This is a genomic window from Ruegeria sp. AJ12 (assembly GCF_056536245.1).
In genome coordinates this window covers 239,215-252,576 of sequence record NZ_JBQFJJ010000002.1, presented here as the reverse complement: position 1 = coordinate 252,576, position 13,362 = coordinate 239,215, and the positions used below count along the sequence as shown (strand labels likewise).

Below are 13,362 nucleotides of genomic sequence, written 5' to 3'. Positions count from 1 at the left end.
TATTTACTGCAATCGTGGCCGCCAGTCTTCGTCATGTCGAATGCTCTCGTCTAGCCCAGCGACAAAGGCAGGACCGGCGGCAGGACTAAAATCTCAGTTGGCACCACTCCCGCAAATTTCCCACAATCCATTCAAGTCTATCGGCGCGGGGGCTTCCCAGCCGGTATAGGGCATTCCATTGCAAAGGGAGGCCATTTTTCGTGAGCTTTAGACAGGTCAGTTCTTTATCCTTGAGAAACGGTGTGATTGTTGTGCGGCTGAGAATGGTCAGGCCGAATTCGGCCCTGACAAGTTCAACAACCGCATCGGTCAGCCCGGCATTGAGTAACGTTCTTGGTCTCATTCCTGACGGGCGCCAAAACAAGTCTTCCTCGATGCCAGTTTCAAAAATCGAAGAATAGGTGATGAACGGATCATCCAGAAAATCGGCTGCCTCAAGATAGTCCTTCGAAGCAACCTTGTGGTTCACGTGGCAAACACCAACAAGCTCGTCTGCAAAAAGTGGCTCCACATGCACGGACGGCGACGAGATAGTCCCGGGTTCGATTCCGATGTCCACTTCTCCGTCGGCGACGCTTCGGACAGGCAGTTTCGATGTATTGGCTTCAAATTCGAATAACAGGCTCGGAAACTCTGCTTGCACTTCCTTCAAGAACCAGGGCAGCCATTTGTAAGAGCTATAGGCATAGTTGGCAATTCGCATGATCTCGGTACGATCAACATCCGGACCCGCTGACAAATTGCGCTCAACGTACTCCGCCTCACGAAGGATTGACTCAGCGGCGGCTGCCAGAAGCTCACCCGCGGTATTTAGGGCGAGCCTACGACCCACTCGTCTCGTAAGAGGTCGGCCCAGACGTCGCTCTGCCTCCGCAATCTGATGGCTGACAGCGGATTGCGTCAGGCCAAGCTCCTCCGCAGCAGCGACAGTTGTACGTTGTGTTTGGAGTGTGCGGATCACACGATAATGCCGCAGATCCAAGACCGCCATGAATTAATCTCCATCATACTTTTGGTGAATATTATTAATTTCTTTAAGACAAAGCAATTACCTACGCTCCCCAATGTTGGGGCGGTGCCGCCCGAACCAAATATCGACTGCACCAGACCGGAAGTCTCGCCTTGGAAAGATCAAGTGTTGTCGCCTTCGAAGCGAGTAATCGGCACCTGGAATGGCAACCTGGGAGGAACACATGACAGACTTCATGATGACGGATAGATCATTGCATCCGCTTGCGGAACCAACAGCCGCCAGCTTCAGGGCGGGTAAACTCAGCCGCAGAGAGTATCTGGCAAGCATGGCTGCTTTCGGGGTGACAGCTTCGGGGGCTTTGGCACTCGGGGGAATTACTGCAACCCCGGCATTTGCGCAAAGCCCGCAAAAAGGCGGCGTTATGCGGATTTCGATGTCGGTGAAAAGTTTCAAGGACCCGCGTACGTTCGACTGGGACGAAGTTGCCAATGTCGCCCGTCAGTGCAACGAGTACCTCGTGCGCTGGAACCGTGACTTCACCTTCGAGCCCTGGCTACTTGAAAGCTGGGAGACGAGCGACGATGCCAAGACTTACACTCTCAACGTTCGCAAAGGCATCAAATGGTCGAATGGCGACGAATTCAATGCAGACGACGTGATCCACAACATATCCCGCTGGTGCGAGGCGGACGTAGAAGGAAACTCGATGGCGGCCAGGATGGGTGGGCTCGTCGACACCGAAACCAAAAAGGTCCGCGATGGTTCGCTAGAAAGAATTGACGACCACACGGTCCGCGTGAACCTGCCCACTGCTGACATTTCGCTGGTCGCCGGCATGGCGGACTATCCTGCCCTTATAATGCATCGCAGTTATTCAGGCAGCGCGGATCCTTTCGAGGCACTTGCGATCACCACTGGGCCTTGTGAACTTGTTGAGTACGCTGTCAGTCAAAAGGCTGAGGTGCGCCGAAAGGAGACACCATGGTGGCGCGGTGAGTTCTGGCTCGATGGTATCGAGTGGATTGACTACGGAACAGATTTTGCGTCGGAAGTCGCTGCTTTCGATGCCGGAGAGGTCGATGGAAACCACGAAACCTCGCCGGACTCCTTGCCCGCGTTCGAAAACATCGGAATTGTGAATTCCAGCATCGCAACCGCAGCGACAATCGTCATCAGGATGAATGCGGATCAACCGCCTTATGATGATGTTCGCGTCCGGGGGGCTGCACAGCTGGCTGTTGAAAACAGCATTCTGCTCGAACTGGGCATCAACGGCACTGGAGTCGTTGCCGAGAACCACCACGTGGGTTCGATGCACCCGGAATATGCCGATATCGGACCCCATGTTCGCGATGTAGAACAGGCCAATGCCTTGTTGGCAGACGCAGGTCAGTCCGAGCATGAGTTTGAAATCATCTCGGTGGATGTCGACTGGATCAAGAACACCACCGACGCGGTCGCGGCCCAACTTCGCGACGCCGGCCTCAAGGTGAAGCGGACGGTATTGCCTGGCTCAACCTTCTGGAACGACTGGGCTAAGTATCCTTTCTCGTCGACAAACTGGAACCCGAGACCACTCGGTGTTCAGGTGCTGTCACTCGCGTACCGGTCAGGCGTTCCCTGGAACGAAAGCGCCCATTCGAATCCCGAGTTCGATGCCCTTCTGGACCAGGCTTTGGCGACACCGGATGTTGATGCCCGACGCACGATCATGGCTGAGCTGGAAACGTTGCTGCGCGAGTCCGGTGCCATCATCCAGCCCTACTGGCGGTCGTATTTCCGGTCTTACCGGGAGGGCGTTCATGGTTACGAGATGCAGCAAGGGCGGGAGCAACACCTCGATCTCGTCTGGCTCGAAAGTTGACTTGGACAGGGCGGCCAAATGGCCGCCCCATTTCCGAGTTTTTAGGTCGAAGTCGAACCGGACGGCTTGCAACAGTGCCCTCGGTGCATCACCGAAACCAGGAAACATGGGCATTCCCTTTGAAAGCAGGCTGAGCCATGTCTACAAATCAACGAAAATCTTCGACCTGGAACCACGCGCCAGAACTACCGTTGCAATCCATGCCCTACTGGTACTGGCCGCCCCAGCCATGGGCTGTTCTGCGCTGGCTTTTTGAGAATTTCTTGCAGGTCTCTGACCGGGCGCTGTTTCTGGTCTACAGCTTTGTCATCGCATTCTGGCTGATGCCCTTTGTGCCTGCGGAGGCAACACTCAGTTGGGATTGGACCACAATGGTTCTGCTGCGCAACATGGTTGCTGTCCTTATGGTGGTTGGCGGTCTGCATATCTGGTTCTATGGAATTGACGTACAGGGCGACGTGCTGCGTTTTGATGCCCGTCCGATCACCGGTCGCAAGAATGCGCTGTTCCTCTTTGGATACCAGACATGGGACAACATGTTTCACACGCTGGTCTATGGTGTGCCGATTGCATCTGGTTTTGAGATCGCCATACGTTGGGCCTACGCCACCGGCTGGACGACGCCAGTTACCTTTTCCGAAAACCCGGTTTGGTTTGTCTTGCTTTTCCCTTTGCTGACCCTGCTGCAGGGGATCCACTTCTATCTGATCCATCGCCTGATCCACTGGCCGCCGCTGTACCGGCATGTGCATTCGGTGCACCACCGGAATGTCAATGTCGGCCCCTGGTCCGGCTTGTCGATGCACCCGGTTGAACACCTGTTCTACTTCAGCAGTCTGTTAGTCTTTTTTGTGCTGCCCGCCCATCCCGTACACATGATGTTCCTGTTGCACTGGCAGATGTTGGGGGCACCGACTGGTCATTCCGGATACGAGGCTGTGTTTGCCAGGAACAAGGCGCGCATTTTGATTGGCGGGTTCTTTCACCAGCTTCACCACCGTTATTACGAATGCAACTATGGCAGCCCGGAATTCCCGCTCGATAAATGGTTCGGCAGTTACCACGACGGAACCGAAGAGATGACGGCTGTCATCCGTGACCGCAAAAGAAGGATGCATGCGAAATGAGCGTTTTACTCTTCCCCCAGGACGCCCGTGCGTTGATCTGGAATGCGTTGACCGGCAGCGGCACCGCGCTAGAGAACGCAGGGTATTTCACTGACGCCATTTTGGATACCGAACTGTCCGGATTGGAGGGCCACGGGTTCTACTGGCTGCAATATTACTGCGCCCATCTGCGCAGCGGCAAGGTGGATGGCAAGGTCGTCCCGCAGATCGAGGCGCTGTCCGACACCAGCTTTCGCGTGGACGCGCAGCACGGGTTCGCCCATCCGGCGATTGAGGCCGGGTTCAAGCATCTGATCCCGGCGGCCAAGGCGCATGGGGTTGCGGCGATGGGCGTTCATAATTCCTATAATGCTGCAACCTTGGGATTTCACACCGGGTATCTTGCGCGCGCAGGCCTTCTGGCCATCGGTGCAACCAATGCTGTTCCTACCGTTGCGCCGGTCGGCGGCAAGACCCCGATCATCGGAACCAACCCCATTTCCTATGCAGTGCCTGCTCCGAATGGCGGGACAGCCTTTCTGGTTGATCAATCGGCAACGCAGGTGGCCTGGACCGCGGTGAAACGTGCTGCCGAAGAAGGCGAACCGATCCCCCTGGGCTGGGCGCTGGATGCGAATGGCGATCCCACAACCGACGCCGGAGCCGGGCTTGACGGATCGATGGCACCCGCGGGCGGCGTCAAAGGGTTCAGCATCGGGCTGTTGGTTGAGGTGCTGTGCGCCGCCCTTGCCGGGGGCAAGCTGGGGCCGGATCAGGGGTCATTCACCGACAATGACGGCAAGCCGATCGATAACGGCCAGTTCTTTGTGGCCTTTGAGCCGGGCAAACTGTCTGACGGCAGTTTTGATCAGACGATCACTGCGCTTGTGGCCTCCATCACCGAACAGGACGGCGCCCGTCTGCCAAATGCGCGGCGCGAGGCGAACAAGCAGCACCTTGCAAAACAGGGCATTCCGATTGACGTAGAACTCTATGAGACGCTGAAAGGTTTCGCATGACAGAGGCTGAACTGCGACGGTTCCTTTGTGAGCAAGGTCTGGCAGGCAACCGGACGGGTTTTCGGAAACTCAAGGGAGGGTATCTCAACACTGTCTGGCGTGTCGATGCGCCTGGCGTGCGCCTTGTCGCCAAAGAGTTTGCAGAGCCGATGACAGGCACCCTCTTTCCCAATTTGCCAGATGATGAAGCAGAGGCCTTGCGCCGCCTTGCTGGGCTGGACGTTGCTCCGGATTTGGTTGGGTATTGGCCTGAAGCCGCGCTGCTGGTTTACGAATTTGTCGAAGGGGACATGTGGGACGGGGATATGCCAAGCGTCGCAGAGCTGCTTTTACGCAAGGAAGCCGCCGATCCCTCCGGGTTTCGCAAAGTGCCTTTGACATCCCCGGATATCATAGCCGAGGGGGCTGCGTTTTTTGCACGCTGCCAGCACATGCCAGCTTCCGCACCGCTGCCGGCGCCCGGGGTACCCGCACTGGAAAAGCTGTCCCTTATCCATACGGACATAGGTGTGAACCTTGTCGGCTCGAAAACGGCGCTGCGTCTGATCGACTGGCAATGCCCTGCTGCTGGTGATATCTGCGAGGACATCTATAGCTTTCTCTCACCTGCGTTTCAGATCCTTGCGGAACGTGAGGCTTTGACCAGCATAGAGGTAGATGCCTTCTGGCAAGCCTTGGCCCGCCCGGATCTTGCTGAACGATATGCCTTGCTGCGCCCGGCCTATGCCTGGCGCTTTGCGGGCTATTGCGCATGGCGGGCCGAAGTATTGACGGACGCAGAAATTTGCGCCCGGTACCGCCGCGCGCTTGGCGTAGAACTGGATTACATGAGGCAACCTGCATGATCGTTGAGACCACCATCCACAGTTTCAGCCTTTGGCATCACTTCGCGCACAAGCCCGGATTTGACGCCGTTGCCTTTTCGGATCTCGCGCGGTCAATGGGCTTTCAGGGCATCAGCCTTTCGCTGAATGATACCAGCTACCGTCATCTGGGCGGTCGCGAGACTGAGCGGATGGATCGGCTGCGCACCTATCTGACAGCCCATGGGATGAGCCTGGAGATCGACACTTCGGACACGTCACCGGGCAATATGTCCGAGATGCTGAAGGTGGCCCACCGCATGGGGGCAACGTCCTTGCGCACCTATACCCGCCATGGCGGGGAGGTGCGGGAGATGATGCAAAACACGGCTTCTGATCTGGCGGAGGTGATGCAGGAGGCGGGTGAACTGGGCGTGATCATCGTGCTGGAAAACCACGAGGATTTCACCGGGCCAGAACTGGCAGAGATTGTGGAGCGGGTGACCCACCCCAATCTGAAAATCCTCTATGATTACGGCAATTCGCAGATGGTTCTCGAGGACCCGATTGCAGCGTTGGAAGCGGTGCTGCCCCATGTCCACTCCATCCATTTCAAAGACCATGTGATGATACGCCCTGAGGACGCTGGCCAGCTCACCGTTGCGGGTGTCCCGGTGGGGGACGGGTTCCTGCCTCTTACCGAACTGACCCGCCGTTTGCTGAATCAGGGATTGCGGCGGTTCACTTTCGAAAACGTCTGGGCTTATAGCGCGCCTATTCAAGAAGGTCGCACAGCGCTGGATGGGGTAAACTTGGGCGAGGGCACATTTGCATTTCTCGACCCTCCATTCGACCCGGCTGTCGTCGTTTTACAGCAATCGGAGTTCAGCCCCGAAAAGCTCGTCGAACTTGAGAGCGACGCCCTGCACCGAGGTCACACAGCATTTCGGCAAATTCTGGGAAACCTCGGTGCAACTGGAGATTGGGTTTCCCGATGAATTCGGTGGTCGACATACAGTGTGATTGCCAAATCGGCCCGTCCTGCATGGTTCCGATTAAGCGTGTGTTCGGTGCAAAATAGCATTGCTGCCGCGTTCACTTGTGAAAAATGCGATCGCACATGTATTGGAGCGCAGGCACGCTATTTTCTCATGTGTAATCTTTGAAGCCTTCAAGCAAAATCCGACCAGAACTGGTGCCAAGGTGTCGACTAGATTGGCACCCGCTGGCCCGACCTAGACCTTGACGGATGTGCGCCAAAACTCTAGCCAAAGCTTGCAACAGGCTCACCGAACAGGCTTTCGTCGGGCGTGATGCCAAGTCCCACCCCTTTGGGGACCGCGAAGTAACCGCCCTCGATGGCAATGCCATTCTCAGGGTCATAATGTTGCTCAATGTAGCTTCCTGCCGTCCAGACAGCCTCTAACAGACGTGGCTCAACGGTTGCTGCGATGTGAATACAGGCAGCTGCAGCAATATCGCCACCCCAGGTGTCTTCACAGGTATGCGGGAGAGACCGCATCGCACATATATCACGCACTGTTGCAAAGGGAGTCAGACCACCCAAACGGCTCAACTTGAGACCAAACCCGTCGCAAATCCCCATTGCGATGGCCCGAAGGACGTCGTTGGGGCTCTCCGTACTCTCGTCGAGATAGATGGGGTGAGCAACCTGTGCCCGAATAGAAGCGATCTCATCTATGGTGCTGCAGGGCTGCTCTAGAACGAATGGAATATCCTTGCAGGCCAAGCTCAACCGCAAGGTTTGGCTTGCCGTCAGGCCGCGGTTTGCATCGACAACAATTTGTGTCCTGTTGCCAACCGCCTCCCAAACTTTTCGGACGACCGCAATGTCAATGGCAACGTCCCGGCCCCCAACCTTGATCTGAAACCTTGGATAGCCTTGTGCAACTTTTTCTTTTGCCAGTCGTGTGATCTCATCAGGCTCGCCTAGACCGCTCGCATAATATGCGGGCAGCCCTTCGGCCGCCGCACCACCGAGCAGATCACAGACCCGAACCCCATAGTTCCGGGCCAGCATGTCCATAGCCGCGACATCGATTGTCGTCTTGGCGTAGTTGTGACCGTTGAGAAGACCGTCCATCCGCCGACGCAAGAGAAGTGGCGTAAGAATTGATTGCCCGATCAGATTTGGCCCCATTTCCGCAATCGCCGCGCGTGCGCCAAGTGCATGTTGCGGTTGATAAGTTGGCCCAACGGGTGCGACCTCTCCCCAACCAACCAGCCCTGTGTCGGAAACCATCTTTACGATAGTGGAATCAACCGAATGCAAAGAGTTTCCTGACCAAGTGTATGGGCCACCTTTTATCGGCAGATCTTTTTGAAAGACATGAATTTCGCTGATACGCATACGATAGTGCCTCGTTTTAGGGCTTCCGAGTTTTCGGAGAAGTCAAGATTCCGGCGGCGCACCGCCCTCGCTCGTGCGGCGCTCCACAAAGCCCCTGAGCTCTTCGGCGACCGCGTCATCCAAGCGCGGAGGTTCAAACTCGCGTAGAATGCGTTTCCAGATCTCATTGGCACGTTGAGGTGCAGATTTACTGCCTGCCTCAGTCCAGGTGCCAAAGCTGTTCCAATCTGAGACAAGCGGTTCGTAAAATGCGGTTCGGTAGCGTGACAAAGTGTGATCGCTGCCAAAAAAGTGCCCACCGGGATCAACGCTTGCTATCGCCTCAAAGTCCGTGTCGGCATCGTCAAGTTGCTGTCTTTGAAAGATCTCACCGAACATTTGTAACAGCTCCACATCCAGGACGAATTTCTCCATCGATGCAGTGAGCCCGCCCTCCAGCCAGCCAGCCGAATGCATCATGAAATTTGCCCCTCCCAACAGAGTGCCCCAGGCGGACATTGCAGTTTCGTAGACGGCTTGCGCATCCGTAGCATTCGACGAAGTTGCGGCAGAACCACGCCAGGGGAGGCCGATATGCCGCGCCAGTTGGCCAGCCCCGAATGCGGCGGACACAAACTCAGGTGTCCCGAAGGCTGGCGACCCGGATTTCATATCGACATTTGAGGTGAAGGAACCGTAGACCACGGGCGTACCGGGCCGGACAATCTGCGCAAGCGTAATCCCCGCCAATGCCTCTGCATGCTGGAGGGCAAGCGCGCCGGGCAACGTAACTGGCGCCATGGCACCCGCCAGCGTGAAAGGCGTGATAATCAGCATCTGCCCCGCCTCCGCGAAGTCGATGATGCCCTGACACATGGGCACATCCAGTTGACGCGGGGAATTTGTGTTGATCGACGTGTAGCAGTAAGGCTTCGCCCGAAACCGTTCGCCACTTAGGCCACGCGCGATTCTTACCATCTCGAGCGCGTCACGCACCTGTGGCGCGCCACGAGAATAAATGAAAACTGGCTTCCGGCTGAGCGTCAGCTGACTTTCAGTAGTATGCAAATGCCGAAATTGAGAGGGAATATCCTGGGATTCAACGTTGGTGGTTTGTACATGGATCACATCAAAATGTTCGGATAGCCTAATAAAGTTCCGAGTATCCTCCAGCGTCCCTGTGCGCCTGCCGTGATCAAGATCGGAGACATAGGGCGGACCAATTACTGGGCAGAAAACAACGCTGTCTCCTCCCAGCGAGACATCCTTTTCCGGCGTGGCGCCATGCAGAGTAAATTCGCTGGGTGCTGACGCGAGGGCCTGTTCCACCAATGCGCGATCAATTCGGACGATCTCCGTCGCTTCATCCACGTTCGCACCCGCCGCTGCAAACCTATTTCGAGCCTCAGCATGCAAAACGCGAATTCCCAATTCGTCGAGGACCCGCAAGGCGGTTCGGTGCAAACTCTCCAACCGGTTTTCGGAAAATGCGGGTTGCCTGATGAGGCCATTTTTCAAAGCGCAATAGTTCGAATTGCGAGCGGCTGTGCCGGAAGTTTCCGAACCAGCATTGGATCGCCCTCGCTTCCGCCGCCCTCTAGGGAGCTCTTCCTGTTGGCCCTGTTTTGCTGGTGCCTGTCGATCCATTGCGAACTACCCTGATTTTGACGCGGTACTGGTGATGAGGCTACATCTCCATGACCTCCAAAGGAAATTAATAAGAATGGTCAGAAATATGAGACACTCTCATACAATGGGAGGCGTTTGAGCCCTTAGTGTTATGCAAGTTTGGTGCTGGCAAGACGAGCATGGAACCGCCACGCAAGCATGCAGAAGAGAGACTGGATGTCGCGCAACTTGAATGTCGGCTTTTTTCGCACTAACCGATTACTTTGCGACCATGGAGAAGATCAGCCTCCCGCCCAAGGCGTTTTCCACCGTATTCGCGATGCGATGATTGCCGCCGTTGGGGTTTGTGCAGCGAAATGGTGCTATGTCCCGCGTTGCAGTCACCCCAACACCCGTGACCAAAGTCTCATTGGGGCTGCGGAGTGACCTTGAAGCAAAGCGCGGCAGAGGTCAGCAGTGAGCCCATATTACCGAATGCTGCGCTCAGTATGTAGGTCCGCTAAGCTTGCGGAAGAGATGCTCTGACTTGCGCTGCTATTTGTCCGGTTCTAGGTCATGGGATTGCCTATAAGTTCCCGCCTTCAGCCGCAGGCTGTCCTCTATAATCGAGGCTATTGCAGCCACGCAAACAAGCAAGCCTGAGATCGGCACGATAGCGATGGCGTATTTTTTAGGCATGTAGTTGGGCTTGAAGACCATCCCACCGTCTTCCCAGGCAAAATACCACATCTCCCAGTATTTGCCGCCCATTGTGGCCACGGCCTCCATGCCCCAGATGATCATCACCATACCGAGGGCAAAGATCACCAGCGTCCAGAACTGCTGAATGAAGAACGCCGCTTTCGGGGGGAGCCAGTTGTAGATCAGATCGAGTGCAATGTGATCCTTGTCACGCACGGTCAGGGCCAGCGCGAAAAAGACCAACCAGATGTTGCTCAGCACCGTCAGAAGGTCTCCCCAGATGGGTGGGTCTTTGAAAACATAGCGCATTACGACCGAGTAGACTGTGAAGGCAACCATCGCCAAGAGCAGGATCGCGCAGAAGACCGTCAGCGTCTTCTTGACGGCCTGGTCGATGAACTTGATGGCGGCAATCATCGGTGGCTCCTTTCTCAGCTTGTGAAGCCCAGGACGCGCGGCAGGTACATGGTGAAGTCCGGCACCGCGATCAGCACAAAGAGCAGCGCGAAAAGTGCAAGAAGGTAGGGCAGCATGGCGATGGCAACCTTCTCAAGCCGGACCTGGGCAATAGCACCGGCCGTGAAGAACGCAACACCCACGGGCGGGGTGACCGACCCGATCAGAAAGCCGACCACCACGACAAGGGCGGCCTGCACATCCGGGTAGCCGGCTTTGACCATAACATCGACCAGTACCGGCCCCGCGACGATGATGTTGGCCGCTGAATCCATCACCATGCCCAGCAGGCAAATGAACAGCACCAGAACCAGAGCGAAGACCATCGGGTTGTACGTGTAGCTGAGCAGCCAGGTCTCAAGCTGTCCGATCGCGCCCATGGAGGTCAGCAGCCAGCTGAACGGCCCGGACGCGGCGATGATGATAAAGACCATGGCCGAGTTGCGAAAAGCGCGTACAAAGGCGCTTTTGCAATTGCTCCAGGTGATGGTGCGGTAGATGAAGAGGCCCACAAACAGCGCGATAGTTGCCGTCAGCGCGCCCGCCTCAACCACACCGGCGATGCCGAAGACGACCGAGCCAACCAGCACCACAGGGATCAAAAGTGCAAAGGATGATTTGTACCCAGCGATGGCGATGCCCTTCAGGCTGAACGGCTCCTCGCTGCGTTCGAAGTTTTTCCGGCTCGCGATAATGTAATTGATCACCATCAGCAGCCCACCGATCATCAACCCCGGAACAATCCCACCCGCAAACAACGCGCCCACAGATATGCCGCCCGCATTGGCCAGCACGATCATCATAATCGAGGGCGGAATGATCCCGCCGATGGTCGAACTGACCGCCGTAATGGCAGCTGCGAATTCAGGAGGATACCCGGCCTTTTTCATGCCCGGCACCAGCAAGGACCCAACTGTCGCCGTGTCGGCCACGACCGAGCCGTTCATGCCGGCAAAAAACATGCTGACCAGAACGTTGGCCTGCGCCATGCTGCCGCGCATCCTGCCGATGATCCGCTGGCTGAGATTCACCAGCCGGTCGGTGATCGTGGCAGAAGTCATCAACTCGCCGGTCAGCATGAAGAAAGGAATGGCTGTCAAAGGAACCGAGTCGATGGCCTGAAACATCTGGCTGGGGATCAGGATCATCGGGGCCGCGTCGGTGAGCAGGATATAAACCACCGGGATCAGGATCATCACAAATCCCACAGGGGCGCCCAGCATGATCATCACCACCAAGATGGTCAGAAGTGCGACGCTTTCCATTCAATCTGCCCCATTGAGGTTAGGTTATCATACAAGGGCGCGGAACCCGATCCCGCGCCCTTGCCTGTCTCAATCGTTTCGTTCCCGATTTAAAGCGCGCCGGCTTCTTCCAGTTGGGCAATGAAGCCGGTCATGCCCTGTTCCTCCAGAACGCGACGGGCGGTTGCGGGATCATAAGTGCCCTTGGCATTGAGCCAGGCATCAATGGCACCCGCCCGCCAGAGTGTCAGTTCCTCTTCGGTTGGAACATACCAATCCTTGGCAGTTTCCTTGATGGCGGCCTCACCGGCCTCGACCCATTCACGATCCAGTTCCTGCACCTTTTGGCCAAAAGCTTTGGCCGCCATGTGCAGCCATTCCTTTTCCTGATCAGTCAGCGCGTCATACTGACGCTTGTCAATCGAAAGCTGGTTACCAGACCAGGAGCCACCGATCTCGGTGAAATAGGGTGCGACTTCGTGCAGTTTTGCGACATGTTGCCAAGGTGTGGCGACATACTGGCCGGAGACGACACCAGTCTGAAGACCCTGGTAAAGCTGGGCCCAGTCATAAGGCACCGGGACAGCGCCCCAGTTTTTGACCAGTGTATATTCAATCGGGCTTTTGGTGACGCGCCACTTAAGACCTTCCATGTCCGCGGGCACCTTCACCGAGCCGTTGGCGTTGCCCAGCTGCCGGAAGCCGCCCGACGAATAGACCGTCAGACAGACATGGCCCGCTTCCTCGGCTGCGATCTGGCATTGCTTTTCTGCCAGCCACTCGGACGAAATGCGATCAGCGTCCTCAATGCTCTTGAAGATGTAGGGCAGGTCAAAAATCGCGAGCGACGTGCCAAAGTTACCAAAATTTGCGGTCGAACTTGTCCAAAGCGCCAAGAGGCCCTGATTGGCCTGCTCGCCACAGGTTTGTTCACTGCAGAGCGATTTGCGGTAATGCGGCTCGATCTTCAGCTGCCCGCCAGAGACCTCTTCCAAGGTCGGGATCAGCGCCTGGTCGATGGCATCTCCGATCGGCATCCCGATAAAGCCAACCGTGCCCAGCTTCAGCACCTTCTCGGCGCTGGCCACGCCTGCCGGCAACGCCAGGGCGCCCGCCAGGCACAACATCTTTCCTACGGATTTCAGTCTCATCTTCGTCACTCCCATCATGATTTATTGTTGTCCGCATTTTTCACCCCGGGCCGGAACAAGGAAAGTGACAGATAGTTTGAAAGAAA

General features: G+C 56.4%; 11 protein-coding genes. 5 read left to right on the top strand and 6 right to left on the bottom strand.

What is annotated here, in order from left to right:
* Positions 1-85: 85 nt before the first annotated feature.
* Complete coding sequence (locus ACR3E0_RS21390) at positions 86-991, bottom strand: LysR family transcriptional regulator (protein ID WP_170431610.1); 906 nt, start codon at positions 989-991, stop codon at positions 86-88.
* Positions 992-1,193: 202 nt separating this feature from the next.
* On the opposite strand from ACR3E0_RS21390, the gene ACR3E0_RS21385 reads away from it, so the two are divergent.
* The 5 genes from ACR3E0_RS21385 (at position 1,194) to ACR3E0_RS21365 (ending at position 6,763) form a co-directional block, all read left to right on the top strand.
* A complete protein-coding gene (locus ACR3E0_RS21385) occupies positions 1,194-2,837 on the top strand; it encodes an ABC transporter substrate-binding protein (protein WP_480481523.1) in 1,644 nt (547 codons plus the stop codon).
* Positions 2,838-2,974: 137 nt separating this feature from the next.
* Entirely contained in the window at positions 2,975-3,964 is a 990-nt protein-coding gene (locus tag ACR3E0_RS21380) for a sterol desaturase family protein (protein ID WP_480481521.1), read from the top strand.
* Positions 3,961-4,962: an Ldh family oxidoreductase gene (locus ACR3E0_RS21375; RefSeq protein ID WP_480481519.1), complete on the top strand. Its 1,002-nt coding sequence runs from the start codon at positions 3,961-3,963 to the stop codon at positions 4,960-4,962. Before ACR3E0_RS21380 ends, ACR3E0_RS21375 begins: the two co-directional genes overlap by 4 nt.
* Positions 4,959-5,807 (top strand): hypothetical protein, encoded by an 849-nt coding sequence (locus ACR3E0_RS21370; RefSeq protein WP_480481517.1) that lies wholly within the window; start codon positions 4,959-4,961, stop codon positions 5,805-5,807. Before ACR3E0_RS21375 ends, ACR3E0_RS21370 begins: the two co-directional genes overlap by 4 nt.
* Positions 5,804-6,763 carry a sugar phosphate isomerase/epimerase family protein gene (locus ACR3E0_RS21365; RefSeq protein ID WP_170431619.1) on the top strand — a complete coding sequence of 320 codons (960 nt, stop codon included), beginning with the start codon at positions 5,804-5,806 and terminating at the stop codon, positions 6,761-6,763. The genes ACR3E0_RS21370 and ACR3E0_RS21365 overlap by 4 nt, the downstream gene beginning before the upstream one ends.
* A 266-nt stretch (positions 6,764-7,029) precedes the next feature.
* Here ACR3E0_RS21365 and ACR3E0_RS21360 read toward each other — a convergent pair whose 3' ends face one another.
* The 5 genes from ACR3E0_RS21360 to ACR3E0_RS21340 form a co-directional block, all read right to left on the bottom strand.
* On the bottom strand, positions 7,030-8,136 hold the full coding sequence (locus tag ACR3E0_RS21360) for a mandelate racemase/muconate lactonizing enzyme family protein (protein ID WP_480481515.1): 1,107 nt from the start codon (positions 8,134-8,136) through the stop codon (positions 7,030-7,032).
* A gap of 42 nt (positions 8,137-8,178) precedes the next feature.
* Positions 8,179-9,762: a trimethylamine methyltransferase family protein gene (locus tag ACR3E0_RS21355; protein ID WP_480481513.1), complete on the bottom strand. Its 1,584-nt coding sequence runs from the start codon at positions 9,760-9,762 to the stop codon at positions 8,179-8,181.
* A gap of 516 nt (positions 9,763-10,278) precedes the next feature.
* Positions 10,279-10,842 carry a TRAP transporter small permease gene (locus ACR3E0_RS21350; RefSeq protein ID WP_480481511.1) on the bottom strand — a complete coding sequence of 188 codons (564 nt, stop codon included), beginning with the start codon at positions 10,840-10,842 and terminating at the stop codon, positions 10,279-10,281.
* A 14-nt stretch (positions 10,843-10,856) separates the two neighbouring features.
* On the bottom strand, positions 10,857-12,146 hold the full coding sequence (locus tag ACR3E0_RS21345; protein ID WP_480481509.1) for a TRAP transporter large permease: 1,290 nt from the start codon (positions 12,144-12,146) through the stop codon (positions 10,857-10,859).
* 89 nt (positions 12,147-12,235) lie between these two features.
* Entirely contained in the window at positions 12,236-13,276 is a 1,041-nt protein-coding gene (locus ACR3E0_RS21340) for a TRAP transporter substrate-binding protein (protein WP_480481507.1), read from the bottom strand.
* Positions 13,277-13,362: the final 86 nt, after the last annotated feature.